The organism is Streptomyces sp. NPDC005435 (assembly GCF_040703155.1).
Taxonomy (GTDB): domain Bacteria; phylum Actinomycetota; class Actinomycetes; order Streptomycetales; family Streptomycetaceae; genus Streptomyces.
In genome coordinates this window covers 1-26,200 of sequence record NZ_JBEXEQ010000038.1, presented here as the reverse complement: position 1 = coordinate 26,200, position 26,200 = coordinate 1, and the positions used below count along the sequence as shown (strand labels likewise).

Annotated in this window: 23 protein-coding genes and 2 pseudogenes; 14 read left to right on the top strand and 11 right to left on the bottom strand. The window is 71.3% G+C overall.

Annotation, left to right across the window (positions count from 1 at the left end; all coding sequences use genetic code 11):
* Window positions 1-91 precede the first annotated feature (91 nt).
* Window positions 92-832: a GNAT family N-acetyltransferase gene (locus AB0898_RS31205; RefSeq protein ID WP_366806422.1), complete on the bottom strand. Its 741-nt coding sequence runs from the start codon at window positions 830-832 to the stop codon at window positions 92-94.
* Window positions 833-1,523: 691 nt separating this feature from the next.
* On the opposite strand from AB0898_RS31205, the gene AB0898_RS31200 reads away from it, so the two are divergent.
* Window positions 1,524-2,036: a transglycosylase SLT domain-containing protein gene (locus AB0898_RS31200; protein ID WP_366806421.1), complete on the top strand. Its 513-nt coding sequence runs from the start codon at window positions 1,524-1,526 to the stop codon at window positions 2,034-2,036.
* A gap of 400 nt (window positions 2,037-2,436) precedes the next feature.
* Here AB0898_RS31200 and AB0898_RS31195 read toward each other — a convergent pair whose 3' ends face one another.
* Both AB0898_RS31195 and AB0898_RS31190 read right to left on the bottom strand, forming a co-directional pair.
* On the bottom strand, window positions 2,437-3,453 hold the full coding sequence (locus tag AB0898_RS31195) for an NADPH:quinone oxidoreductase family protein (protein WP_366806420.1): 1,017 nt from the start codon (window positions 3,451-3,453) through the stop codon (window positions 2,437-2,439).
* A 46-nt stretch (window positions 3,454-3,499) separates the two neighbouring features.
* The gene (locus AB0898_RS31190; protein WP_366806419.1) at window positions 3,500-3,865 is read right to left on the bottom strand and encodes a MerR family transcriptional regulator; all 366 of its coding nucleotides are present in this window, start codon (window positions 3,863-3,865) and stop codon (window positions 3,500-3,502) included.
* A 185-nt stretch (window positions 3,866-4,050) separates the two neighbouring features.
* On the opposite strand from AB0898_RS31190, the gene AB0898_RS31185 reads away from it, so the two are divergent.
* The 3 genes and pseudogenes from AB0898_RS31185 to AB0898_RS31175 all read left to right on the top strand — a co-directional run.
* Window positions 4,051-5,319, top strand: a complete 1,269-nt coding sequence (locus AB0898_RS31185; RefSeq protein WP_366806418.1) for an MFS transporter — start codon at window positions 4,051-4,053, stop codon at window positions 5,317-5,319.
* 517 nt (window positions 5,320-5,836) lie between these two features.
* Entirely contained in the window at window positions 5,837-7,966 is a 2,130-nt protein-coding gene (locus AB0898_RS31180) for a glycoside hydrolase family 6 protein (RefSeq protein ID WP_366806417.1), read from the top strand.
* An 83-nt stretch (window positions 7,967-8,049) separates the two neighbouring features.
* Window positions 8,050-8,811: pseudogene (locus AB0898_RS31175) on the top strand (GH12 family glycosyl hydrolase domain-containing protein); the annotation flags it as partial.
* Window positions 8,812-8,932: 121 nt separating this feature from the next.
* Here AB0898_RS31175 and AB0898_RS31170 read toward each other — a convergent pair.
* Window positions 8,933-10,336: an MFS transporter gene (locus AB0898_RS31170; protein WP_407078439.1), complete on the bottom strand. Its 1,404-nt coding sequence runs from the start codon at window positions 10,334-10,336 to the stop codon at window positions 8,933-8,935.
* Between the two features lie 178 nt (window positions 10,337-10,514).
* The gene (locus tag AB0898_RS31165) at window positions 10,515-11,513 is read right to left on the bottom strand and encodes a helix-turn-helix domain-containing protein (RefSeq protein ID WP_366806414.1); all 999 of its coding nucleotides are present in this window, start codon (window positions 11,511-11,513) and stop codon (window positions 10,515-10,517) included.
* Between the two features lie 236 nt (window positions 11,514-11,749).
* Here AB0898_RS31165 and AB0898_RS31160 point away from each other — a divergent pair, with 236 nt between their 5' ends.
* The 8 genes from AB0898_RS31160 to AB0898_RS31125 all read left to right on the top strand — a co-directional run bounded on the left by AB0898_RS31160 (window position 11,750) and on the right by AB0898_RS31125 (window position 18,439).
* The gene (locus AB0898_RS31160) at window positions 11,750-12,145 is read left to right on the top strand and encodes a hypothetical protein (RefSeq protein ID WP_366806413.1); all 396 of its coding nucleotides are present in this window, start codon (window positions 11,750-11,752) and stop codon (window positions 12,143-12,145) included.
* 129 nt (window positions 12,146-12,274) lie between these two features.
* On the top strand, window positions 12,275-12,691 hold the full coding sequence (locus tag AB0898_RS31155; RefSeq protein WP_366806412.1) for a hypothetical protein: 417 nt from the start codon (window positions 12,275-12,277) through the stop codon (window positions 12,689-12,691).
* A 23-nt stretch (window positions 12,692-12,714) separates the two neighbouring features.
* The gene (locus AB0898_RS31150; protein ID WP_362385312.1) at window positions 12,715-13,455 is read left to right on the top strand and encodes a D-Ala-D-Ala carboxypeptidase family metallohydrolase; all 741 of its coding nucleotides are present in this window, start codon (window positions 12,715-12,717) and stop codon (window positions 13,453-13,455) included.
* A 135-nt stretch (window positions 13,456-13,590) separates the two neighbouring features.
* The gene (locus tag AB0898_RS31145) at window positions 13,591-15,141 is read left to right on the top strand and encodes an N-acetylmuramoyl-L-alanine amidase (protein WP_366806411.1); all 1,551 of its coding nucleotides are present in this window, start codon (window positions 13,591-13,593) and stop codon (window positions 15,139-15,141) included.
* A 167-nt stretch (window positions 15,142-15,308) separates the two neighbouring features.
* A complete protein-coding gene (locus tag AB0898_RS31140) occupies window positions 15,309-16,142 on the top strand; it encodes a PIG-L family deacetylase (protein WP_366806410.1) in 834 nt (277 codons plus the stop codon).
* Window positions 16,143-16,562: 420 nt separating this feature from the next.
* Entirely contained in the window at window positions 16,563-17,084 is a 522-nt protein-coding gene (locus AB0898_RS31135; protein WP_366806409.1) for a transglycosylase SLT domain-containing protein, read from the top strand.
* Window positions 17,085-17,300: 216 nt separating this feature from the next.
* Window positions 17,301-17,666, top strand: a complete 366-nt coding sequence (locus AB0898_RS31130) for a hypothetical protein (protein ID WP_366806408.1) — start codon at window positions 17,301-17,303, stop codon at window positions 17,664-17,666.
* 395 nt (window positions 17,667-18,061) lie between these two features.
* The gene (locus tag AB0898_RS31125; protein WP_366806407.1) at window positions 18,062-18,439 is read left to right on the top strand and encodes a hypothetical protein; all 378 of its coding nucleotides are present in this window, start codon (window positions 18,062-18,064) and stop codon (window positions 18,437-18,439) included.
* A gap of 198 nt (window positions 18,440-18,637) precedes the next feature.
* On the opposite strand, the gene AB0898_RS31120 is transcribed toward AB0898_RS31125, so the two are convergent.
* The 4 genes from AB0898_RS31120 to AB0898_RS31105 form a co-directional block, all read right to left on the bottom strand.
* On the bottom strand, window positions 18,638-18,946 hold the full coding sequence (locus AB0898_RS31120; protein WP_366806406.1) for a hypothetical protein: 309 nt from the start codon (window positions 18,944-18,946) through the stop codon (window positions 18,638-18,640).
* A gap of 118 nt (window positions 18,947-19,064) precedes the next feature.
* On the bottom strand, window positions 19,065-19,835 hold the full coding sequence (locus AB0898_RS31115; RefSeq protein ID WP_366806405.1) for a glucose 1-dehydrogenase: 771 nt from the start codon (window positions 19,833-19,835) through the stop codon (window positions 19,065-19,067).
* Between the two features lie 415 nt (window positions 19,836-20,250).
* Window positions 20,251-21,582, bottom strand: a complete 1,332-nt coding sequence (locus tag AB0898_RS31110) for an MFS transporter (RefSeq protein ID WP_366806404.1) — start codon at window positions 21,580-21,582, stop codon at window positions 20,251-20,253.
* On the bottom strand, window positions 21,579-22,118 hold the full coding sequence (locus tag AB0898_RS31105) for a winged helix-turn-helix domain-containing protein (RefSeq protein ID WP_366806403.1): 540 nt from the start codon (window positions 22,116-22,118) through the stop codon (window positions 21,579-21,581). The genes AB0898_RS31110 and AB0898_RS31105 overlap by 4 nt, the downstream gene beginning before the upstream one ends.
* Before the next feature lie 586 nt (window positions 22,119-22,704).
* On the opposite strand from AB0898_RS31105, the gene AB0898_RS31100 reads away from it, so the two are divergent.
* Entirely contained in the window at window positions 22,705-23,136 is a 432-nt protein-coding gene (locus tag AB0898_RS31100) for a DUF5958 family protein (RefSeq protein WP_366806402.1), read from the top strand.
* Window positions 23,137-23,159: 23 nt separating this feature from the next.
* Here AB0898_RS31100 and AB0898_RS31095 read toward each other — a convergent pair.
* Window positions 23,160-23,356, bottom strand: a pseudogene (locus AB0898_RS31095) (ATP-binding protein); the annotation flags it as partial.
* A 211-nt stretch (window positions 23,357-23,567) separates the two neighbouring features.
* Entirely contained in the window at window positions 23,568-24,215 is a 648-nt protein-coding gene (locus tag AB0898_RS31090) for a hypothetical protein (protein WP_366806401.1), read from the bottom strand.
* 1,127 nt (window positions 24,216-25,342) lie between these two features.
* Between AB0898_RS31090 and AB0898_RS31085 the strand changes: the two genes are divergently transcribed.
* Window positions 25,343-25,606, top strand: a complete 264-nt coding sequence (locus tag AB0898_RS31085) for a hypothetical protein (RefSeq protein ID WP_366806400.1) — start codon at window positions 25,343-25,345, stop codon at window positions 25,604-25,606.
* The last annotated feature ends 594 nt before the right edge of the window (window positions 25,607-26,200 follow it).

Here is a 26,200-nt window from a genome sequence, read left to right as displayed (position 1 = left end):
GGCGGTCGTGGAAACGGCTGGGCGGGCCGGTGTCCGGTGGGCAGATGATGGCTTTGAGGACTTCCGGATCTCGGTCGGTGTCGAGCGGGTCTCAGCTCCGCATGGCGCTGGTCAATGGAGCCAGCACGTGCCAGCCCACCGTCTCGTACAGGGCTCGGCCTTCCGGTGTCGCGACCAGAACACCTGCCGTGGCCCCTTGCCCGGCTGCGATGTCGGCGAGCGTGTGCATCACCAGACGCCCCAGACCGCGGCGTTGGTGGGCGGGATCGGTCTCGACCTGGTCGACGACGAAGGCCCGGCCGATGATGGCAACCTGGCCACGTGCGGCGAACGCGCCGTCGGTGGTGCGCACCAGGGTGCGGGCGACGCCGGCCCGGGTCCAGGTGTCCAGCCGGTAGCCATCGGCGGTTGTCGGTGCGGCCTCGGCAGGGGCGGCAGGGGCGGCGTGCGGCGGGGCGGACATCAGGAAGCCGGGTCCGCCGGCGAGGGACCAGCCGGGCCCGAGCCACTGTTCGAGCATGTCCGGCGGTGCGGGCGTTTTCAGCCATACGCCGGGTGCGGTCGGGTTCTCGGTGATCTTGCGGACGGTCGTTTCGTCCGCGGCTGACAGGACGTGGCGTACGACATGCCCGGGGAGGCCGACGTCAACGCTGAAGCCCCAGGGAGTCGGGGTGGGGTCGGCTGCGCCGCGTGAAACGGTCCAGCCGTGGATCCACGCGTGTATGGCCTCGGCCGTGTTCGTGAAAGACAAGACGCCCCCGGCGCAGGTAATCGGTTGTGTCGCCTGGTGATCAACGGAGCGGAACGGGCCGGGAAGCGCATAGGTGCCCATCAGGCACGCCCCCTTCCGGGTGAGTGATCGTCAGGGGGACAGCCTATGCCTCTATTGCGAATGATTTGCAACAACGGCAGAGATGCATCCACATGATCGGCACCCGCCGGTCCCGGCCGGCCCTGCTCGCTCACGCCCTCCTGCTCCGTGTCCGTCGCCCTGTGCATGGGCGGCTCCGACGGGTTCCGCATCGTCGGTGACGCCAAGAACGCGTTCACCTGCGGATCAGGCGGCCCATCCGGCCTACCCGCGAGCGGGGGAGGCTTCTGTCGATCCGGGGTGTCTGAGGCGGGAGGCTGCGGTTGGTAGCGGGCTGTGGCGTGGGGTGGCAGGTGGCCCGTTACAGCTGGAATTGACCGCTTACGGGGGTGTTGGTGTGGGGGTGGTCATAGGGGGTGGATCACGTCCTACCGTGGATCGTAGAAGGGGTCCCGTCCCGAGCTGCACCGCAGCCGTCAAATTCGGGCATTCAGGACATTTCTCCGTCTTGGGGTAGTAGGTCACATGCTTGCGCTGGGCTTTGTCCGGCTTTAATCATGTTTGTCGTTGCCGGAGCAGTGGGCCGGACCGGGTGTCGATCGCCTGGTGTGGCTCTTCTTTTCTGTCCGGTGGCCGCGGGGCCTCGCCCCGACGCCCAACAGGCCGCGACCCGATTCCGGCCGGCCTCAACGACGTCTTTTGGAGAGACCCCTTGACCGCGATTTCTGCTGCCCGCCGTTCCACCCGCCTGCGTAACCTCGTCCTGACCGGCCTCGCCACCGCGGGTGCCGCTGCCGGTGCCGTGGCGATGGTGCCGTCTTCCGCGTCCGCCGCCGAGATGCCGCAGAGCGCCCACACCGTTCACGCCGTTTCCCACCGCGCTCACACCGCCCCCCAGGCCGCTTCGGGGAACCTGGACGGCTGGATCCGTCAGTCGCTGGCCATCATGAAGGCCAAGGGCATCCCCGGCAGCTACGACGGTCTGAAGCGCAACATCATGCGCGAGTCCGGCGGTAACCCCAACGCGCAGAACAACTGGGACGTCAACGCCCGGAACGGCATCCCCTCCAAGGGGCTGCTGCAGGTGATCGACCCGACGTTCAACGCCTACCACGTGGCCGGCACGGCGCACAGCGTCACCGACCCGGTCGCCAACATCACCGCGGCCGCCAACTACGCCGCCCACCGCTACGGCTCGATCGACAACGTCAACTCCGCCTACTGACCCGGCGCAGTCCGCACGCGAATCCACAGTGGCCCCCGACCGCATCTGGTCGGGGGCCACTGCCCTTTCCCCCCGCGCCTGTGCGCGTGAGCCGCAGGACGACAACGCCCCGTACACGCCCCCGCCACCTCGGCCCAGGGCGGCGATCTCGCCATGACCGGACCATGCTGGGCGCCTCGGGCGCCTTCGGTGCCATGGCCGCCCGCTCGCGCCGCATCACGCGGTGGTACGAGCCATGCGCAGCCCGACACGCCCGACCCACAGGTCCGGTTGGACGCGACCGGCGGCGGAAACCGAACGAGTCGACGGGATGCGGGTGCGACGACTGAGTGAGATCCCCTCGGCCTGGAGTTCAAAGGCGATCCGGGACGCCGGTCACCTCACATCACGACAGGCACTCCTAGCGCCAGGGATCGAGGGCAAGCTTGCCCAGGGTCTGCCCCGCTTCCAGTCGCCGCAGCACCGCCGGCCCCTCGGCCAGGGGATGCACGTGGGGAGTACCGGGTGCGTACACGCCGTCGGCGATAAGAGCCCCGATCTCGACGAGCAACGACTGGTAGAGGGACGGGGCCGCGACCGCCAGCGCACCGATGTGCAGGCCCTTGACCTGGACCTGGTGGGTGAACACCAGGTCGTGGGTGGTGAGAGTGGCATCGCCGGAGGCGGCGCCGAACACGACGACGCGTCCGGTGAAGGGCCTGGCGACGGAGAGGCTGGTCTTGAACGTGGCCTGCCCCACGGATTCCAGGACCAGATCGACACCGCCGGTCAGGCGGGTGATCTCCGCGGCCAGACCGGGGCGTCGGCTGTCCAGGACCTCGTCGGCGCCGAGCGCCTTGACGGTGTGATGCTTCTCCGGCGAGGCCGTGGCGATCACGCGTGCGCCGTAGTGGCGGGCGAGGCGGACGGCGGCCTGCCCGACGCCTCCGGCCGCGGCATGTACGAGGACGGCCTCACCCGCCTTGATCTCGCCCAGCGGCTTCAGTGCCGCCAAGGCGGTGGCCCAGTTCAGGACCAGGCCAAGGGCTTCGGCATCGCTCCAGCCGGCCGGCACGGGAAGCACCCCCGCGGCCGGCATCGTCATGTACTGCGCGAAGGCCCCCGGTCCGGCTCCGACGACGTGGGTGCCGAGCTGCAGCGGAGTCTCGACGCCAGGGCCGACTGCCACGATCTCGCCGGCGGCCTCGAAACCCGCCACGTAGGGTGCCTGCGGGCCTCCTCCGTAGGTGCCGTGGGCCTGCATGACATCGGCGAAGTTGACCCCGGCGGCGCCCACGCGGATCAGATACTCGCCGGGCCCGGGGGAGGGGCGGCGGTGATCGGTCGTGAGCGTCAGATCCTTCGGTCCCCGGTACGAGTGCTGAACCAGTGTGCGTACGGTCCGCTCGACGGTGTTCTGCTGCTTGTCGATCTCCATGCGCTGAACGTAGGAACCTGACACTTACGTCAAGGTCAAGCGGCTGTCAGAGACCGGTATGGCGGGCCTCTCGCAGGTAGGCGTCGAGTGCCGCCTGCTGATCGCTGAGTACGGCGATGCGGGCCGCGAGCCGATCGCGATGGCTCCGCACCTCGTGGAGGAACTCCGCGCACACCACATCGGTGCCGGCATCGGCTCCGTCGGTGAGGCCGGGCAGGACTTCCCTGATCAGCCGCACGGGCAGCCCGGACTCCAGCAGTGAGCGGACGACGAGCACCCGGTCGATGGTGGACTGACAGTAGTCACGGAACCCGTTGCTGAAACGGCCAGGGACGATCAAGCCCTCGTCCTCGTAGTGCCGTAACGATCGCGCACTCGCGCCGCTGACCCTGGAAGCCTCGCCGATCTTCATACACGCGGCCAACGTCCAAGAGCACCGCGTTCTTCCGGCACGCGCCGCGACGAGCTGAAGACCTCAGGCGTCAACAGCCTCAAGTCCCGCGCCTCGAAAGCGCGTTAGATCCTGCGTCGCCGTGAGGGTGCGCGCGATCTTCTTACGACTGCGGCGAGTTCTACGGCGTTGTTAGCCTGCCGCCCATGATCAAGGGCGGCTTGGCAGACCGAATAAGCCGAATGGGCCGACTAGGCCGGATCGCGGGGGACAGCCGACCGGAGCGCGTGATGGTCGCCGCCAGTTTCGTCAACCGGGTCGGCAACGGTCTGTTCAACGCGGCGTCGGCGCTCTATTTCACCCTGGTCGTGGGCCTGCCCGCCGTGCGGGTCGGTGCCGCGCTCACCATCGCCGGAGTGATCGGCCTGTGCGCGGGGATACCCGGAGGGCATCTCGCCGACCGGCGCGGCGCGCGCACCGTCATGATGGCGGCCCTCGCGGTCCAGGCGGTGTCGATGGCGGCCCTCGTGCTCGTCGAAAGCTGGGCCGCGCTCACGGTCGTCGCGACCGTGGACCAGATCGCCGCGGCTGCCGGCGGGGCGGCCTGGGGCGCTCTGGTGGTCCGGGTCGGGGGTGATCGCCCGGCCCTGTTCCGGGCCAGGCTGCGCACCTTCGTCAACCTGGGTGTCGTCCTGGGAACGGTGGGTGCCGGACTGGCGCTGGCCGCGGGCACCCGAGGCGCGTACATCACGCTGATCCTCGGCAACGCGGCGAGCTTCGCCCTGTGCGCAGGGCTTCTGCTCCTGCTGCCCCGCTACCCGGTTCCGGCGGCGCCGCCGCGGCAGCATCGGCGGTTCGCTCTCGCGGACGGCCCGTTCCTGACCTTCACCGCGCTCTACGGGGCCATGGGACTGCAGTACCCGGTGGTCTCCCTGCTCCTGCCGATCTGGATCTCCGAGCACACCGAGGCGCCGCGCTGGACGGTGGCCGCGCTGTTCGCCGCGAATTCCGCCTTCTGCGTGCTGACGCAGACCAGGATCGGCTCCCGTGTCGAGACCCCGTACGACGGCGGCAGGGCGTTTCGCACCGCAGGGCTGCTCTTCCTCGTCAGCTGCCCGATGATGGCGCTGGCGGCGTACGCCCCTGTCTGGGCGGCGGCGGGACTGGTCCTGGCAGCGGTCTTCGTCCACAGCCTGGGAGAGGTCTGGGAGTCCTCGGCGGGCTTCGCCCTGGGTTTCGGTCTTGCCCCCGACCATGCCCAGGGCCGGTACCAAGGTGTCCTCGGCCTCGGCTTCAGCACAGGCCAGGCTCTCGCCCCCGCGATCCTCACGACGGTGGTGCTCGGCCTCGGCACGGCGGGCTGGCTGCTGCTGGCGTTGTTCTTCGCGGCGCTGGGTGCCACCGGCCCGTCCGTTGCCCGGTGGGGCATGCGGACCCGGCCGCAACCGGGCATGGCAGCGGAAGCGACGGGATGACCAGGGCGCAGATGCCGGGAGTCCTCTGCCGGAGCCGGACTGAGCCCCATGGAAGCCACGAACCGCCCCGGCCGTCAATACTCCGACGCCGGCAGCGCCCCACGAAGGGCAAGTTGGCGGAAACGTCGCCGTGGCGACGAAGGCCGGGCACCGCCGACCACCCCGCCCGCCCCAACGACCTCGGCCTGCCCTCCCGCCCCGACAAGACGGTAAGCAACTCGCCCCCACCCTCCGCCCGTTGACGCAAGTGTTGACACCCCCGACCCGGAGGCGCACCGTGGGAGCGCTCCCAAGACAGGTGCCCTGTCCTCAGCACCCCCCACCGCAGCACCCCCCCGTTGCCGGGCACCTCCGTACGACGCGACGACGACTCCCGGAACGCGACCAGGATCGCTGGAAGCGCACTCCGGGTCCGTCCGTGGCGCCGCGCCCGCAGGGCACCCGCACCCGCACTCCGCCCTGCGCGACCGCGCACTCCCGCACCCGTACACCGTGACATTCATCCAGGAGACCCCCCATGTCCTCCCGTGAATCCACAGCCCCACGCCGTCGCCGGCCGAGACGCACCGCCGTACTGGCCGCCGGCGCCCTTCTCGGAGTGCTCTCCCTGACCGCCGTACCGCAGACCGCCTCGGCCGCCGCCAAACTGGACAATCCCTACGTGGGCGCCAAGCCCTACGTGAACCCCGACTGGTCGGCCAACGCCGCGGCGGAGCCCGGCGGTTCGGCGGTGGCGGACCAGCCGACCTTCGTGTGGCTCGACCGCATCGCCGCCATCAACGGCACGTCGGAGGCGCGCGGCCTCAAGGCCCACCTCGACGCGGCGAAGGCGCAGGGCGCCAACCTCGTCCAGCTCGTCATCTACGACCTCCCGGGCCGCGACTGCGCCGCCCTCGCCTCCAACGGCGAGCTCGGCGCCGACGAACTCGGCCGCTACCAGAGCGACTACATCGACCCGATCGCGGCCGTCCTCGCCGACCCGGCCTACGCGAGCCTGCGCATCGTCAACCTCGTCGAGCCCGACTCGCTGCCCAACCTCGTCACCAACGCGGGCGGTACGGCGGGGTCCACGCCCGAGTGCGCCACGATGAAGGCCAACGGCAACTACGAGAAGGGCGTCGGCTACGCCCTCCACAAGCTCGGCGCGCTGCCCAACACCTACAACTACATCGACGCCGGACACCACGGCTGGCTCGGCTGGGACACCAACCTGGTGCCCTCCGCGCAGGAGTTCAAGAAGGCCGCCACGACCAGCGGCGCCACGGTGGACGACGTGACCGGCTTCATCGTCAACACGGCGAACTACTCGCCCACGAAAGAGCCGTACGTCAAGATCACCGACACGGTGAACGGCACCACCGTGCGCCAGTCGAAGTGGATCGACTGGAACCAGTACGACGACGAGACGACGTACGCCCAGGGCCTGCGGTCCGCCCTCGTCGCCCAGGGCTTCGCCGGCGGGATCGGGATGCTGATCGACACCTCGCGCAACGGCTGGGGCGGCTCCGCCCGGCCGGCCGGACCCGGCCCCACGACCAGCGTGGACGCCTATGTCGACGGCGGTCGGATCGACCGGCGCGTCCACGCCGGCAACTGGTGCAACCAGAACGGCGCCGGCCTCGGCGAACGCCCGGCGACCGCACCCGAGGCGGGCATCGACGCCTACGTGTGGGCCAAGCCGCCGGGCGAGTCCGACGGCGCCAGCAAGGCCGTCGACAACGACGAGGGCAAGAGCTTCGACCGGATGTGCGATCCCATGTACACCGGCAACGCGCGCAACGGCAACAACCCCACCGGAGCGCTGCCCGACTCGCCGCTGGCCGGACACTGGTTCCCGGCCCAGTTCCGGCAGCTCCTCGTCAACGCCTATCCGCCGGTGGGTAGTTCGGGCGGTGGAGGCGGCGACACCCAGGCGCCGACCGCTCCCACCGGCGTGGCCGTCTCCGCGACGACGGCCGACAGCGTCTCCCTCACCTGGCGCGCGGCGACCGACAACACCGCGGTGACCGGGTACGACGTCTACCGCGGCGGCACCAAGGTCGGCAGCGTCACCGGGACTTCGTACACCGACACGGGACTGTCCGCCGGCACCACCTACACGTACACCGTCAAGGCCAAGGACGCGGCGGGCAACCTCTCGGCAGCCTCGACGGCCGTCTCCGCGACCACCAAGGCGTCCGGCGGCGGAGGCGGCTCGACCGGGCTCAAGGCGCAGTACAAGAACAACGACTCCGCCGCCACCGACAACCAGATCAGACCCGGACTCCAGCTCGTCAACTCCGGTTCGAGCGCCGTCGATCTGTCCAAGGTGACGGTCCGCTACTGGTTCACCGGCGACGCCGCCAACGCCGGTTATCAGACCTGGTGCGACTACGCCCAGGTCGGCTGCTCGACCGTGAAGACAGCCGTCACGGCACTCCCGGCAGCCCGCGCCGGCGCGGACCACACGCTCGACGTCACCTTCACCTCGGGCTCGCTGGCCGCCGGCGCCAACACCGGTGAGCTCCAGCTGCGTCTCGCCAAGGCGGACTGGTCCGCGTTCGACGAGACCGACGACTACAGCCGCGGCACCGGCACCTCGTACGCCGACGCCCCCAAGGTGACCGTCTACGTGGGCGGCACGCTCGTCTGGGGCACCGAGCCGTAGACCGTCGGCCACGAGCGCAGGGGGAACCGGGCGGCCTCGCGCGCCCGGTTCCCTCCCCCCACGTCCGGACGGAAGGAACCCCCGTGAACACCGACTCCCGCACAGCGCGCCCCGTCCACCGGCTCGCGGCCGCGCTCGTCCTGGCCACGGGTGCGGTCACCGCCGTCGGCGTCCCCGCTCAGGCGGACACCCAGGTGTGCGACCGGTTCGGCTCCACCACCACGCCCGGCGGCTACGTCGTGCAGAACAACGCCTGGGGCACCAGCTCCCCCCAGTGCGTGAACCAGACCGGCGACGGCTTCCAGCTCACCCGTGCCGACGGCTCCGTACCCACGAACGGCGCCCCGAAGTCGTACCCCTCGATCTTCGCCGGCTGCCACTACACGAACTGCTCGCCGGGCACGAACCTCCCCAAGCAGATCAGGACCATCGCCGGCGTGCCCAGCACGATCGCGTACCAGTACGTCGGCGGGGCGGTCTACGACGCCGCGTACGACATCTGGCTGGACCCGACGCCCAGGAAGGACGGCGTCAACAGGACCGAGATCATGATCTGGCTGAACCGGAACGGCCCCATCCAGCTCATCGGCTCCAAGACCGGAACCGTCTCCCTCGCCGGGCACAGCTGGGACGTGTGGCGGGGCGGCAACGGCCAGAACGACGTGATCTCCTACGTCGCGCCCTCGGCCCTGACGGGCCTGAGCTTCGACGTCAAGGAGTTCATCGACGCCGCCGTCGCCCAGGGCCTCGCGACGCCGGACTGGTACCTCACGAGCGTGCAGGCCGGCTTCGAGCCCTGGCAGAACGGCGCGGGCCTGGCGGTCACGAAGTTCTCCGTGAGGGTCGGGTGACCCGACCCGCCGGCCGCGTCACCCGACGCCGTCGTCCACGCGCACCGTGCCGGCGGTACGGACAGGGCCGCACGGTGCCGTGCGGCGGGGCACCGCACGCGCGACACCGACACCGTCATCGGCCCGCGCCCCGCACGCGAGCCGGCACGCACAGCCAGGCGAGGGCCGCCGCGATCAGATAGGCGAGGGCGCCGATGGCCATGCTGACGCGCACCCCGGTTCCGTGGCCGCCGCCGGCCGCCAGGAGACTGCCGCCGAGCGCCACACCGGCGGCGCTGCCGATCTGGCGGGTGGTGTTGAACAGGGCGGACGCGCCTCCCTCGTACGCCGGGGGCGCGGACCCCATCACGGTGGCGGTCGTACCGGTGAGCGCGAAGGACGTACCGAACCCGGCGGCCATCATCGGCACCACCAGCAGCGCGTACGCGGGCTCGGGGCCCGCCGCCGCCCAGCCGGCCAGTCCGAGGGCGCCCAGCAGCATGCCCGACGTCACCAGCGGCCGGTCACCGGTACGACGGGTCAGCCGCCCCGACAGGACCGAGGCGAACATGGTCATCGCCACCGCCGGGAACAGGGCCAGCCCGGTCTGCAGCGCGCTGAAGCCGCGCCGGTGCTGGAAATCCAGGCTGGCGGTGAACACCATGCCGTAGAAGCCGAAGTTGAACAGCATGCCGACCATCGCCCCGCCGCCCATGGTCCGCGAGCGCAGCAGCCGGAGCGGCAGCGCGGGGGAGCGGGCCACCCGCTCACGTACCAGGAACGCCACGACGGCCAGCGCGGAAAGGCCCAGCCCGGTGAGAACGGCCGGGTCGGACCAGCCGCGCCGTCCCGCCTCGTTCAGCGACGCGGTCAGCAGGGCCACCGCCACCACCACGGCACACTGCGCGGGCCAGTCCAGGGCCCGGCCTGCATGACGCGGGGAGCGCGCCACACGGTGCAGGGTCAGGAAGAGACACGCCACACCGACCGGCAGATTGATCAGAAAGACCCAGCGCCAGCCCACCGTCGACACCAGCAGTCCGCCGAGGAGCGGGCCGGCCGAGGCCGCGACGCCCGCCATCGAGCCCCACAGGCCGAAGGCCCGCGAGCGTGCCGCCGGCGCGGGGTAGGCCTCCTGGAGCAGCGCGAGGGAACCGGGCACGATCAGCGCCGCACCGAGCCCTTCCACCAGCCGCGCCCCGATCAGGAAGAGGGTGTTCGGCGCGAACGCGCAGGCCGCCGACGCCGCCGTGAACAGCGAGACACCCGCACAGAAGACGCGCCGGTTCCCCAGCCGGTCGCCCAGCGCGCCACCCGTCATCAGGAAACCGGCGAACACCAGGGTGTAGCCGTCCGTGATCCACTGGATGCCGGTGAGCGAGGCCGACAGCTCCCGGCCGACCGAGGGCACGGCGACGTTGATGATCGTGACGTCCAGGATGACCATGAAATACCCGGCGCACACGGCCGGCAGCGGTGCCGGGCGACGCCGTCGGGCCGTCGGTTCCGGCCCCTCACCGACCGATTCCGCGAAGGGCACGTCGCCCCCTCCGTTCTGCCCGGGGAACGCCGGCGCGTTGAGCATGCTAGGCGGCCGGAACGGTGGAACCTGCCGCGCCGCGCGCACTGCCCGACCACGCCGCGCGCACTGCGGAGCACCGGCGGCTCCCCGTTCGCCGGCCGGTGCGGCGTCCCCTCGCCCGGGGCGCGGCCCCGCTTCACCCGGCAGTGCCCGGCGGAGCCTCCTTCATGTTCCGGCTCACCATGGTCGCCCCCAGCAGCGTCAGCGTGTGGATGACCGTGTTGCCGTGGCGGTGACTGGTGATGAGGCCCGCGTCGCGCAGGGCCGTGGTGTGGTGGGTGGCGGTGGCCGGGGTCACGCCCGCGCGGTGGGCGGCCTCGGTGGTGGTGGCGCCGGCGGCGGTGGCGCGCAGGACGGCGGCCCGGGCCCGGCCGAGGAGGACCTCCAGGGAGGCGGAGCCGGGGGCCGGGCGGGGCGGCTCGTGATGGAGGGAGTAGGTGAGGACGGGAGGCAGGGCGGGATCGGCGAGGGACACCGGCCCCTTCCAGCAGAAGTAGGACGGGATGAGGAGCAGCCCCCGCCCCTCCAGCCGGACGTCCTGGCGCGTCGGGTACGTGCCGATCTCCAGCCGGGGATGGTGCCAGCGCACCGTCGGGCCGAGTCCGCCGAGCAGGCCCTCGGTGCCGCCGTCGAGCAGATGCCGCCCCAGGCGCAGGCGTTCGGCGTGGACGCTCTCGTGCATCCACTCCTCGTGGGGCTCGATCACCGCGCGATGATAGGCCCGCAGCACGCTCACCAGCTCGGCGCGGGCCCCCCGCTCAGGCAGACGGGCCAGGTGCGGCGGGACGCGTCTGATCCGTGCCAGCGTGGCCAGTTCCGCCGTCACCCGCTCCGGAGGCGTCGCCAGAATCGCCCCAAGGCCCGCCTCCAGACCGGACACGCCCTCCAGCGGGGTGAGGAAGTCCGGCCAGTACGACGCGCGGGGAAAGAGGGGGAGCAGGAACTGCCGTACCGCGCTCTCCAGCCCCGCCTCCCGCAGCCGTTCACGCGCCGTGCGATACCAGTGCGCGTAGGCCCAGCGGCCCGCCGGCGTCTGGAAGCGGTGGAGGCTCGCGGCGATCTCCCACAGCGGATGCGGGGCGGCGGCGACCCGGGTCCGGGCCAGGTCCTCAGCCGAGAAGTGGAAGCGAAGCACGCTCAACACCCTTTCCACCGGCGTCATTTCACCCTGTTCGAATGAGCATGACAGCCGGAAGAACACACCGGAGCATGAACTCGCCCAGCCGCACCGATCCCCCTGGCACCCCAGCTCCCCGGCACCCCCGCGCGGCACCCCGTCCCACACCGCTCCGGCCCGCCGCGCTCCGCACCTTCCGCATGTTCCCGGCCCACCGACGAGCCCACAGAACACCCGGACACCGAAGGAACCCGATGGCGAAGATCCTCAGCCACCCGGCCGCCGCGGCGGCCCTCCTCGCGGCCCTCGCCGTCTCGCTGCCCACCACCGCGTCGGCCGCCCCCGCCCCCGCCGCGGCCACCAGCTGCTACGGCGGCGCCGTCACCGTGAACTACGGGGACGCCGCCGAGTTCGGCCCCTACACCACGACGTCCCGCTGCGCCGACATCAACCTCCGCATGGTGAGCGGCGACGCCGAATTCGTCTGGGCCTGCGTGAAGTTCACCCGCGTCGGCGCGTGCAACTACTGGACCCAGGTCGGCCGGAGCTGGAAGACCATCGCCACCGACGTCAAGGACGGCAGCAAGTTCACCGTGCCCCTCGGCGTGGACCTCGAAGGCTCCTCCGCACGCGTCCAGATCGCCTTCTGACCGTCGAGCGCCCCAACTCCCGCGTTTCGTAAATGAGTCGAGAGCCCTAACCCCAACTCCCTTCTCCATGCCAGTGAGTCGGGGGTCCAACGTCAACTCCCGCTTCCGCCCAAGTGATTCGGAGTTCCGATGACCCGCACCCGGAGAACGGCGGCCGTACTCGCCGCCACCACCGCGCTCTTCGCCGCAGGCGCCACCGCACCCGCCGTCGCCCGGCCCGGGACCGCGGCGGCCTCCTGCTACGGCGGCGCCGTGTCGCTCACCTACCGCTACTCCGCCGCCGCGGTCGAGTTCGGCACCTACACCACCACCTCGCGCTGCTCCGACATCAACATCAAGCTCAGCAGCTCGGCCACCGGCTTCCTGGACGCCTGCGTCGTCTTCGTGGACCACACCTCGCTGTGCAACCACGACAACACCTACTCGACGTTCGGCCCCCAGTGGGCGACCGTCGCCACCGACGTCAAGGACGGCACCCGCTTCAAGCTCCGCGTGCACGCCTACGACACCGACGCCCAGGTCGTGCCGTTCCAGCTCGCCTTCTGACCATCCGTACAAGGGAGTTCACGATGACCTTCTCTCCGGACCGCCGCACCGTCCTGCGCGGCACCCTCGCCGTCACCGCGGGCGTCTTCGCCGGGCCCGTCCTGCTGTCGGGCAGCGCGCAGGCGTACAACTGGACGCGCACCATGAACCAGGGCGCCACCGGCGCCGATGTGACGGAGCTTCAGATCAGGGTGGCCGGCTGGGCCGCCGACTCCGCCTCCCAGTCCCGGGTGAGCATCGACGGCGACTTCGGCCCCGGAACGGCCGCCGCCGTACGCCGCTTCCAGGCCGCGTACGGCCTCTCGGTCGACGGCAGCGCGGGTCCCGCGACCCAGGCGCAGCTCAACGCCCTTGAGCAGTCGGATGGTTCGACCGCGCACTTCAACTGGAGCGAGTTCTACGACCGTTCGAGCGGCAACTTCAACGGGGGCAAGGTGAGCGCGGCCGCCGTCAAGGAGAACGCCCGCCGCGCCATGTACAAGCTGGAGGCGCTGCGCAAGAAGCTCGGCAACGTGCCGATCACCGTCAACTCCGGCTTCCGCAGCATCGCGCACAACGCCGAGATCGGCGGTGCCAGCGACAGCATGCACCTCTACGGCACCGCCGCCGACCTCGACGTGCCCGGCGTCGCCAACCGCACCGTCTACCAGAAGGCCGAGACCTGTGGGTTCTCCGGCCTGGAGCGCTACGACGTCGATCACCAGCACGTCGACAGCCGCGCCGACCTCGGCCGCTCCTGGTGGTGGGAGAGCGGCACCATCTGACCCCCGCAGCCCGGGCCGGGGACCGCACGAGGTCCCCGGCCCCCGCACACCCACGCGGAAAGCCCCCACCGGAAGCATCCCCACCCGGAAGCGCCCCCCATCCGGAAACACCCCCACCCGGAAGGTCACACCCCCATGCCCCGCATACCCCTGGGCCGCGCGGCCCTCGCCGGCCTCGGCACCCTGGCCCTGGTCGCCGCCGCCGTGCAGCCCGCCGGCGCCGCACCCCGTACCGAGAGAACCGAGGGCCCCGTCGCCCGCGCCTTCAGCAGCGCCGCGGCCGAGTACGGCGTCCCGCGCGACCTCCTGATCGCCCTCGGCTACAGCGAGACCCACCTCGACGGCCACCACGGCCTGCCCAGCCAGGCGGGCGGCTACGGCGTGATGCACCTGGTCGGCAACCCCGGCCGGCACACCCTGGAGCTGGCGTCCCGGCTGACCGGCGACACCGCCCGCGAGCTGCGCACCGACACCGCCGCCAACATTCGCGGCGGCGCCGCCGTCCTGCGCTCCTACGCCGACCACGCCGGACTGAGCTCGGCCGAGCGCCGCGACACCGACACCTGGTACCCCCTCCTCGCCCGGTACGGCGGCGCCACCGACCCCGCCACCGCCCGGCTCTACGCCGACACCGTCTACACCTTCCTCGCCGAGGGCGTCACGGCCCGCGCCGAGGGCGGCGAGAAGCTGACCCTGCCCGCCCGCGAGGTCGCCCCCGAACGCGGCGCCTACGGGGCTGCGGTGGCCCCGGCCGCGCAGAGCCCCGACTACCCCTCCGCCCTGTGGGTCCCGGCCAACGCGGCCAACTACGCGGTCGGTCGTACCGCAGCCGTCAGCAAGGTCGTCATCCACGTCACCGAGGGCTCGTACGCCGGAACGATCAGCTGGTTCCAGAACCCGTCCGCGCAGGTCAGCGCGCACTATGTGGTGCGCTCCTCGGACGGCCAGATCACCCAGATGGTCCGCGAGAAGGACACCGCCTGGCACGCCCGTTCCGGGAACGCCAGCGGCATCGGCATCGAGCACGAGGGGTACATCGACAACCCGACCTGGTTCACCGACACGATGTACCGCTCCTCCGCCGCGCTGACCGCCTCCATCTGCGCCCGTTACGGCATCCCCAAGGACCGCGCCCACATCGTCGGCCACTCCGAGGTGCCCGGCAACGACCACACCGACCCCGGTCCGAACTGGAACTGGACCTACTACATGCAGCTGGTCGGCGGCAGCACCGGCGGCGGCGAGGTCCAGCTCGGCTTCCCGTCGTACGACACCCTGCGCTCCGGCTCCACCGGCGCCCAGGTCTCGGCCGCGCAGTCGCTCCTCAACGCGCAGGGCTTCGACGCGGGCACCGTAGACGGCAGCTTCGGTACGAGGACCGCCTCCGCCGTGACCGCCTTCCAGCAGGCCCGCGGCCTCGCCGCCGACGGCGTGGTGGGCGCCCGCACCTGGACCGCCCTGCTCTCGGCCGGCACCACGCCCGCCCTCAGCCAGGGCAGCACCGGCGCCGCCGTCCAGCGCCTCCAGCGCGCCCTGACCGCCGCGCTCGGACGGACCGTCACGGCGGACGGCGACTTCGGCCCGGGCACCCAGCAGGCCGTACGCGACTACCAGAGCAGCCGCTCGCTGGGCGTCGACGGCCAGGTCGGCCCGGCCACCTGGGGCGCGCTGCAAGCAGGCCGCTGAGCCACGCGACGGCCGGCCCCGCGACGCGGGCGCCGGCCCGACGGGGGAACAGCCGGTGGGGTCCGCGGAGTTGTCCTGACCGAGGTCCGGCGCGGCGCGAATGCGCCGGGGTGCGGTGCGCGCGCCGCATACTCGGACCAGAACGCGTTTCCGCAGGAGGACTCTTCATGACCCACCGGCCCCTGACCCTCATGGCCGTACACGCCCACCCCGACGACGAGGCCACCGGAACCGGAGGGATCCTGGCGCGATACGCGGCGGAGGGCATCCGCACCGTCCTCGTGACCTGTACGGACGGCGGCTGCGGTGACGGACCGGGGGGTGCCAAGCCGGGCGAACCCGGGCACGATCCGGCGGCGGTCGCCCTGATACGACGTCAGGAGCTCCAGAAGAGCTGTGACGTCCTGAACATCGGCGATCTGGAGATGCTGGACTACGCCGACTCCGGGATGACGGGCTGGCCCGGCAACGACGCCCCCGGCTCCTTCTGGCAGACCCCCGTGGAGGAAGGCGCGGCCCGCCTCGCGGAGCTCATGCGGCACTACCGCCCCGATGTGGTCGTCACCTACGACGAGAACGGTTTCTATGGTCACCCCGACCACATCCAGGCCCACCGCATCACGATGGCGGCGCTGGAGATGACCGAGCTGACCCCGAAGGTGTACTGGACCACCGCGCCCCGCTCGATGATGCAGCGGTTCGGTGAGGTGATGCGCGAGTTCCAGGAGGACATGCCGGAGCCGGACCCGGCCGAGGCCGCCGCGCTGGCCGAGATCGGTCTTCCCGACGACGAGATCACCACATGGGTGGACACCACGGCGTACAGCGATCAGAAATTCGACGCCCTGGCCGCCCACGCCAGCCAGGGCGAGAACATCTTCTTCCTCCGGATGGGCAAGCAGCGGTTCGGCGAGCTGATGGGCACGGAGACCTTCCTCCGCGTCCAGGACCCCACCGGCACGGCCACCCCGGAGAACGATCTCTTCGCCGGACTGCGCTGACCTGCGGCCCAGCACAGGGCGGCGCGCGTCTGTCCGTCGGCCGAGAAGGGCGGTGCGGCCCCGTCGTCCCGCTCGGACTTGAGCGCCGTGGGGACGTTGGGTGTGGGGGTGGTCATAGGGGGTGGGTCACGTTCTATGGGGGGTCGTAGACGGGTTCGTGGTCTGAGCTGGACGGCAACCCTCAGATTCGGGCATTTCAGACATTTCTCCGTCTTGGGGTAGTAGGTCACATGCTTGCGCTGGGCTTTGTCCGGCTTTAATCATGTTTGTCGTTGCCGGAGCAGTGGGCCGGACCGGGTGTCGATCGCCTGGTGTGGCTCTTCTTTTCTGCCCGGTGGCCGCGGGGCCTCGCCCCGACGCCCAACAGGCCGCGACCCGATTCCGGCCGGCCTCAACGACGTCTGATGGAGAGACCCTTCCGTGTCTGTGTTTTCTGCTGCTCGCCGTTCTGCCCGTGTGCGTAACCTCGTCCTGACCGGCCTCGCCACCGCGGGTGCCGCGGCCGGCGCGGTGACGATGGTGCCGTCGTCCGCGTCCGCCGCCGAGATGCCCCAGACCGCCCACACGGTGGCCGCTGTCTCTCACCGCGCTCACACCGCCCCCCAGACCGCTTCGGCCGCGTCGGGGAGCCTGGACGGCTGGATCCGGCAGTCGCTGGCCATCATGAAGGCCAAGGGCATCCCGGGGAGCTACGACGGTCTGAAGCGCAACATCATGCGCGAGTCCGGCGGCAACCCGAACGCGCAGAACAACTGGGATGTCAACGCGCAGAAGGGCATCCCCTCGAAGGGTCTGCTGCAGGTGATCGACCCGACGTTCAACACGTACCACGTGGCCGGTACGGCACACAGCGTCACCGACCCGGTCGCGAACATCACCGCGGCCGCCAACTACGCCGCGCACCGTTACGGCTCGATCGACAACGTCAACTCCGCGTACTGACCCGACGCAGCCGGCACGCGAATCCGTAGTGGCCCCTGACCGTATGTGGTCGGGGGCCACTGCTGTTGTGCGCGATGTGGCGGGTCAGCGCTGTCGGCGACCGGTTCGGGTGTGGAAGGACGAGCGGGGCCCCATCCGGTCGTCCTTGGTGAAACGGCGGCGGTTGGGGTGCCGGTGTGGACAGCCGCGCTGAGGCTGGCCCGGAAAAGCGGGGGCATGCCGCCCGGTGTCGGAGCAGCAGGAGGGACCCGCCGCGACATTCTCGGCCAAGAGGACCTCCTCGCCCCGGCGGGCATGATCGACGCGGCCTGCTGCGACCTCGACGACGCCCTGATTGCCCGGGAGACCGAGCTCACCGAGGGAGACATCAGCCGGCCGGGGCACGCACAGAGCCTGCGCCCCAGCCTGGGCACCGACTGGAACCGGCTCGTGCGAACCGCCCAGCGTTTCACCGGCCACCCCGACCACCTGCCCCGCCTGCGCTACTGCTGCGTCGAACACGCCGAATTCGTCGACCATGCCATGGGCGACGCAACCGACTCCAGCACTCTCCACTCCGGCGGCCCGCGCCACGACGGGTGAGCGCCACGGGTCCCTGAGGCGTCGTACTCCGGTGCTCTGGCTGGGGGAGTGGCTTTGCCGTGCGCCTGTGTCTGCCGTCGGCGGGGCCGGTTCGCGGGTGGATAGCGGACCCGGGTGAGACCGCTGATCTTGTCTGTCGGTTGTGTGGCCGCCTCGTCCCGGGTGTGGATGGGGTCCTGGGTGTCTGGTGCGGTGAGGTGGTCGGTTACGCTGCGTGTTTTGTGGGTGGAGGGGGAGCGATGGGTGGCAGGCGGCTCGTGGTGGCCGGGGTGGCGGTGTTGGTGATGGCGGGGCTGGGCGCCTGTTCGGGCGGTGCCGCTGCCGGTGTTTCTGCGGGGGATGGGGGTCATGTGCGTACCGTGGGCGGCGCTACCCCTTCGCCGTCGCCGGAGACGGTGTCCGGGCTGCGGGACGCGGTACGGCACGTCGCCGCGGTGACGACCAAGGCCGCCCGGCCGCATCTGGTGCGCCGGTGTACCAGCGCGAGCCGGCGGGTCGCGCACACGCGGCGTACGGGATCGGGCAAGCGGCGTTCCGTGCGGACCTGGTACACCACCGAGCGCTACCGGCGCTGCGGGAAGGTACGCCGCGGGACCGAGACGTACCGGCGGGTGCTCCGGCCGGAGCACTGGTGTGTCCGGCTGGACGCGGTCGGCGGCGACCGCTCCCGCAACGACGTCTGGTACCGGGTCACGCGTACGGCTTACGGTGACGCCCTGGGCGCACATGATCACGCGCGCCTGGAGTTCACCCCGCGGGGCACCGGCTGCTGACGCGCCCGCGGGTGGGTCTGCCGGGTGGTGTGGCGGGGCGTGCGGCTGTACGAGGCCGTCGAACCCCTCCGGACTCGGCTTCTGTGCCCGGGTGTTGACGGGTTCCGTCTTCAACGCCTCGGTGCCAGGGCTCTGAAGTCCGCCAGGACGACTGGCCGGGCGGCGGTATGTGCCCCGTCTCGCCTTCCTGAGGGGTGGTCAGGGCTGGGGTGCCAGCAGGGTCAGCCGTAGCACCACGCCGGCAGCCGGCACCGCTGGGACGGCGTACCACCACGGGTGTGCCCGCTCGGCCTTGACGGATACCCACGTCAGGAGTGCCATCACGGTGCGGAGGGCCAGACCGAGGCCGGAGACGACGCGGGAGCCGGTCACGGCGTGCTGGTCCCAGGGCCCGTCGGGTTCGACCGTGTAGGCGGTGACGACGACGTAGCCGGTGACCAGCGTGCCCAGTGCCAGGATGACGGCACACACGCCCTTGCCGGCCCAGCCGGAGGAGGGTGAGGACAAGCTCTTACGCGGTCTGGTCGCCGGTTCCGGCTCCGGACGTCCACCGCTAGATCATCGAACCCAGCATCGCCTGGCTCTACGCAGCCGCAGCCGCAGGGGCCGGCGTCGGGATGGGGGGTCAGCCGGCGGTCATGCCCGCGTCGACGGGCAGGGCATGCCCGGTGACGTGCCGTGACGCCTCGCTCGCGAGGTACAGGAAGGTCTGGGCGACTTCCTGGGGGCTGATCAGCACACCGCTGGGGTGCAGCGCGGCGGCTTCCGGCTCGGTGAACATGCCTGCCTCGATGGCCTGGTCGAGGAGGGCGGTGCGGACGACACCCGGGCACACGGCGTTGATTCGGATGTTGTGCCGGACGTATTCGATGGCCGCCGTGCGGGTCAGTGCGATCACGCCGCCCTTGGCCGCCGAGTAGCCGGCGATGCCCAGCGGGAGGCCGGTCAGTCCGGCGACGGAGGCCATGTTGACGATCGTGCCGCCGCCCTGGGCCAGCATCTGGGGGATTTCGGCCTTCATGGACAGCCAGACGCCTTTGAGGTTCACCGACATCAGCCTGTCCCAGGCCTCTTCGGTGAGTTCGTGCAGCGCGCAGCCGCCCTGTTCCTCGATGCCGGCGTTGTTGACCGCGATGTCCAGCCGGCCGTGGGCGGCCACGGCCGTGCGGACCGCCGTGTCGAGGTCGGACGCCGAGGTGACGTCGGCCCGGACGAACCGTGCCTGTCCACCGTCCTCGGTGATCGCGGCGGCCGTCGCCTTCCCGCCGTCCTCGTCGATGTCGGCGATCACGACCTGGGCGCCCTGCGCGGCGAACAGCCGGGCGATCGCCGCGCCGATGCCCTGCGCCGCACCGGTGATGAGCGCGCTCTTGCCCGTCAGCAACGAATCCGCCATGTGCCCTGACTCCTTTGCCGGCGATGAGGGGCCGCCCCGCACCGCCCCTTCGGGAGGGAAGACGCGGTCGGCGCCCCGGACACGCGAACCCGCCGGCCGGGGGAGTACGTACCCCCGGCCCCCGGCCGCTGACATTCGTGTACGTCAAGTCCGTCCCATGGCAACAGAGTTGGACCATCCACGCAAGCCGCCCGCCAGACGGGAGACGGGAGTACGACGTCCCGGCCCGCCGGCCGCACCGGCCCCGACACCCCCAGCCGCTTCGCCACCGCCCCCAAGGTGACCGCGAAGCCCTCGGCACACATGCCCAACGTGCCCTGGAACTCCGGCCCCTTGTGTCGCCAACTCGGCTGCGGCAGCGCGCCCTCGGCCGAATCGTTCACCGAACTGCGCCCGGCACGAGCTACCCCCAGCCCTAACCGGCAGCCCCTTCAACGAAATCCCCGTCCCGGTGACCGGCACCCTCGGCCGGGTCACTCGGGCGGCCGGCCTCGTGACCGGGACCCCCGTTCCGTCCGGCGGCGGCACCCCGCAGTGCCGCCTCGACCCGCCGGTTGCCGGTCATGCTCGCCGTCACCGCGGTCATGCCCAGGAGGAGTCCGCCGGCGGCGTACAGCGGGGCCCGTACGCCGTAGGCGTCGGCCAGCCAGCCGCCGAGGAAGGCGCCGAACGGCGCGGCGCACATGGCGAGCATGCGTGAGGTGGAAGCGACCCGTCCCATCAGGTGGGCGGGGACGACCGCCTGCCGCAGCGAGGGTCCCAGCACCATGGTCGCGCCCATGCCCGCCCCGCACACGGCGAGCGCGAGGGCGGCGGTGTACGCGTCGGGGGCGGCGGCGAGTCCCAGGATCGCGAGCCCCTCGGTCACGGCGGTGCAGGTCAGCGCCGCGCCCGTGCCGAGCCGCCGGCCGAGGAAGGAGGCGATGCCCGCGCCGAGCAGACCGCCGGCGGCCTCTGCGGTGAGGAGCAGTCCGAAGCCGAACGCGCCTGTGCCGAGCCGCTCGTGCGCGAACAGGGCGAGGACGGTCTCCACGGCGAGGAAGGCGATGTTGCCGACCGCCGGGCGCAGTGCGAGTCCGAGCAGCAGCCGGTCCCGGAAGACGTACGAGGCGCCGGCCCGGGCCTGGCGCAGCAGCGGCTCGCCGGCCTGCGGTACGGGCCGGGGCATGGCGGGCAGCGACCGTACGAGGAGGGCGGAGAGGGCGAACGACACCGCGTCGGCGAGCAGCGGGACCGCCCGCCCGAGTGCGAGCAGGGCGCTGCCCGCGGGCGGTCCCGCGAAGCCGGACGCGGCGGTCTGGGCGCCGCGCAGGCGGGAGTTGGCGCGTTCCAGGAGGGCGGGGTCCCGGTCGAGGAGATCGGGGAGGTAGGCGGTGGCGGCCGTGTCGAAGAAGAGCCCGCCGAGCCCGAGCAGGAACGCGACGGCCGCGAGCAGCGCGATGCTCAGCTCGCCGAGCGCGGCCGCGGCCGCCGCCGTCGCGAGCAGCACCGCGCGTGCCACGTCCGTCACCCACATCGTGCGCCGGCGCTCCCAGCGGTCCACCAGCGCGCCGCCGAGGACCCCGAAGAGCACCCATGGCAGCGTCCCGGCGGCCGTGACGGCGGCGAGCGCCATCGGTTCCCGGGTCAGCGACAGTGCGAGCAGGGGCAGCGCGGCATGCGACACCCCGTCACCGAGCGAGGACACCGTCTGCGCGGACCACAGCCGCCCGAACCCGGCCGTCAACTTCCTCTGATACGCAGTCACTTGACCTCCCCCTCGGCCTGCTCGCCGCGGGCCGGACGGAACAGCGCGAACACGAGCGAGGCGTCCGGCAGCGACGGATCGGACAACTCCCGGTATTCGTCCGCCAGCGCCTCCAGCCGCGCCCCCAGCTCGGCGAACTGGTCCTCGGTGAGCCGCAGATGAGCCATCCGCACGTGCCGCCCGCCGTCCGCCGGCGCGGCCTCCAGGTCTGCCACCGCGTGCCGCATCAGCACATCGGGCCCTCCCTCGCCCGGATCGGGCAGCACGAGCGTCCGCGCGGCCATCGCGTAGTACCGCTCGGTCACTCCCCGCACCTTCCGCGTCCGTACGACCTTCACCAGCCCCGCCCGCTCCAGCAGCCGCACGTGATAGCTGGAACTCCCCTTCGCCAGGCCCACCCGCTCGGCGATCTGGGTGATGGTCGCGGGTTCGAAGCGGAGGACGGCCATGATCCGGTGGCGCGTGAGGCTGGAGACGGCGCGCAGTTGTTCGTCGGTGGTGACGTGGAGTGTCTCGGGGAGTTCGTCGGTAGGCATGCCCCCAATGGTCAACACTTCTTGACCATTGGGCAAGGGGTTTTAATCAGCCAACGGCCGTGGCCTGAAACCGGCCAGCCGGCACTCCGCCAGGACGTGTCCGGCGTACGCGCTCGCCGGCCTCGGATGCGGCCGGCGCCCTCTGACCGGCCGGGACCAGGGAAATCACCGAAAACGCCAGGGGCAGGCGGTACGGTCCCGCAACTGGCGCGCCCCGACCGGGTGTTCCTCGCACCCACCCCACCCGCCCCTGTACGGCTGGCGGTCACCGATGTCACGGGCCGCGCGCGGGTGCCGGATGCCGTACAACGGCGACGGAGGGCCCGCGGGGGCAGGGACTCCCCGGTCAACACCAGCCCCCTGCACACCTCACCGCGCGACCACGCCCTGGGGCTCCCCCCGGCCTCCTGGTGTACGCCCTGGCCGGGGAGACCGCTCTGCGGGGAGTCCTGCGGGGTGCTCGGCCGGGGGTCCTGCGGGGCTGCCGGGTCTGGGGAGCGCGGCGGCCTGTTCCCGGTCCTGCCCGCGTCGTCCGGCGTGTGGACACCGGCCTCGCCCGGAACCCGCGTCGTGAAATCATCAGGTGATGACCGGACAGAGCAGTGACGACGGCCGCGCCTTCCGACGCGAGGCCGAGCGGCTCGTCAACGAGATCGCCCAGGACCTCCGCACGTTGGACGCCGGTGTGGACTGGTTCTCCGGCCTTGCCCCGGCGCGCCGGGAGGAGGTGCTGCGGCAAGTCGCCGAATATGCGATGCAGGCGCACATTACGGCTGCGGACGGCCGCGCGGGGGTGACGCGGTCCGGCGTGAAGCCCACGGCCAACCCCTCGGTGATGATCTGCATGGACCCGCCCCGCTACGGCTTCGCGAGCCTCCCGCCCGCCGAACACGTCAAGGCGTTCCGCGTTCTCGTTTCCGTGTTCGCCGTCGCGGACACCCGTCGCCGCGAGACGTACTGCAAAGGCGCCTGCACACACGCGTGGCACAACCTGCCGGCGGGAACCGGGCAGCCGTAGGCTGGCCCCTGTGCGGCGCCCGGTCAGCTGAACTGGGCTCGCTCGGCCTGGGCCTTGGCGTGAGCGAGGCGGTAGGAATCGGTGCCGGTCTGGATGACGGCGCCGTTGAGGGTGGGCCGGTCGGCGATGGCCACGCAGAGCCGGGGCCGGTGAACGTCTTCGTCCACCCACCGAAACTCTCGTACGAAGCGATCACGACACCGCTCTTGACCCGGCGTTCAGGCGTCGGCGGCCCCGGTCGTCGCACTCGGCCAGCGGCAGATGGGCGAGGAAGACCCGACAGGACAGCTGATCGAGGGCGGCGCCTGCGGCGAGGCCGGTGAACTCCCGCCCCTGACGAGGCCGATGACGTCGGCCACCAGGGAACATCACCGGTGTGCTGGTGGTGCTCCCGGGTGGGGTTCTGGTGTGGCGCCCTGCTCGGTTGACGGTCAGAGTGTGGCGGTGGGTGTGTTGCCGTTCTGGGCTTGCTGGGATCGTTTGGCGATGACCGTGGCGAGGTCCCGGGCCGCGTCCTCGGTGACGGCGTTTTTGTTCTTGTCCGTTGAGTCCATCATCGTCCACAGCAGCGTCGTGCCGACCTGGGTCTGGGTCACGGTGCCGGGTTCGCCGCGGAAGCCGGCGGAACCGAACCGGGCGTCGCGTCTCTCACCGAGCGGGCCGAGACTGAAGTTCTTGGCCCGCTGGCCCGCCCGCTTGCCGTAGTAGCTGTTCCAGAGCACGTCGTACGCCTTGCCGGCGGCCCGCTCGCTGTCGTAGGCGATGATCAGGAAGGTGGCGGTGGCGGCGCTGTCGGCGCGCTGGACGGTGGAGGCACCGTAGAAGCGGGAGTTGTCGCAGCCCGGGTGGTGGTTGATGGGGCAGGCCAGTGAACGGTAGAGCTTGTTCATCTCCACGGCCCTGGGCCGCGCGGTCTCCTTCCAGCCCGTCATCGCCCGCCCGTCCGGCAGCGCCTTTCGCACCTGTTCCTTCGTGAGCGCGACCGCCTTGCCACTCCCGCTGCCACTGTCCGCCCCACCCCCGCAGCCGGCCAGCAACAGCACCACGGCGATCGCCACGAACCACCGATCATTTCTCATGAACATGTCACCACCTCTCGGGCGGCGATCCTACGCGCACCGCTCTTCGGACAACGGTCCCCACTCACGCACCGGGACCGTCGACATGTCCCGCAGCGTGCCCGGCGGGCGTCCCGGCCCGGCCGCCTTCTCCAGCGCCATCCCGCCGTTCACCACCGCCTCCACGGTGCGCCTCCGGGGTCCGTTTCCATGCCGTCTCCACCGGGCCCGGCATCATGACCGAGACCGCACAGCGATTGCCGGGCCACCACCGCTGTCGGCCCCTCCTGTATCCCCCTCAGTCGTATGAGCTGCTTCTCAAAGCTGCCGAGGAAGCGGCGGCCCGCACCCGTTGCCCGGGCGGCATCACCGTCCGCCACCTCCTCTCAGGCCGACGCCTTCTCCTCCTTCTCCCAGCACCGGTAGCTGTCCGGCCATGGCCGCCGGCTTGTGCTCCTGGCGCACCCGCCAGGGATCGTTGTCGTACTCGGGCGGGGTCCCCAGCGCCACGGTGCAGCCGCGGACGGCACTTCTCCGTCCAGGAGGTCAGCGGGCCACCGCAGTCGGCCGCGGCTGGCGGCCTCCGGCCCCGTGCGACGGGTGGTACAGAGCCTGCATGTGAAAGCGCTCGCCCCGGCACCGGCTTCCTCGGGGAACGCCTGCGCCCGGCGAACCCCCTGCCGCCGTCACCCTCACCACCTGGTCGCGGCCGGAACAGCCCGGCAGGGCCGGTACGAGGGCCGTCACGTCATGAGCGGGGTGCATTGCGGGCCGTACCCCTTCGGGCACCGGATCCGCGCCACCCGCCACCCCGGCCTCGAACGCCTCGTACGGGGTCTGTCCGGGGGTGAGGAGCGCACGCTTCTCACCATGCTCGACCTGGCCGTCGCCCTGCGCCGCCACTACCCCGTGCGTTACGGCCCCGTGCGCGACGTTGCGCTCCGGTGGCGCGCGGGCACCCCCTGTCTCGCCCGGGCGGCCATAGGGAGCGGTGATGCCCGAGGGGGGAAACCGTGGTTTCGCGCCCCCGACCCGTAGACCCGGGGGCCTCACCGAAAGGAACCGATGCCCCGCCCCGGTGCGGAGGCCCCTGCGTCTTTGGTCAAGCTGGTCGGGTGGGGGTTCGGGGCGTCTGGAACGATGTGTCCGTGCACGCTGATGATCAGGTTGGCGAGGGTGTCCCCGCGGAGCTCGCGGCGTTCCTGCGGAATGCCGTCGATGGCCGCCCGGTGAAGATCGTTCCATCCGTGTGTGGGTGCGACGGCGGTGTGTTCTTTCTGCTGGTCAACGCGTCCGGAGCGGAACGGGAGTGCTCTGTCTGCGGGAGCCGCGCGTTCCTCGCGGATAGCGAGGAGTGCTGGAACGAGGAGTCCTGGGAGGACGACGAGCCCGGTGGGGATGCCGCCGCCTGATCTGCCGTGGGGCGGTGTCGCCCGCCTGCCGCGCCGGGCTTCGTTGACGATCTCGCGGGAGCCGACCTCAGGGCGGGGGGCCCCGCAAGCAGTGGCCTGCTTGCCGTCCGCTTCCGTCAGTGGATCCCGCTGCTGGGAGCAGGAGTTCTGTGGCGGTGGTGTTGCTGAGTTGTAGGCCGTCTGCGAGTGGGTTTCTGGGTGGCTGGGGTTGGTGGGCTGTGCGCTATGTGTGGGGAGGGCGATAACTCATGGTGATGCCTCGCCCTGCCGGTCCGGAACCGGGGGCTTGTCGATCGTCGGTGGAGTCGGGTGAGGGTGGCAGCGGGTGAGGGTGGCGGTGGGGGTGGGGGGCTTGTCGTGGTGGGTGGTGCTGTCGCGTCATTGTGTGTGGTGGTGGAGGCGGTGTCCGGGCGCTGGTGGTGGTGGGGGTTGTTGGGTGGTCAGGGTGTCTGGGGGCTCTGGGTGTTCTGGGTGTTCTGGGTGTTTTGGGTGTTTTGGTTGTTTTGGTTGTCGGGTAGGGGGAGGCGGGCCCAGACGGATTTGCCGTTGGTGGGGGTCGTGGTCCAGCCCCAGGTGGTGCTGAGGGCTCTGACG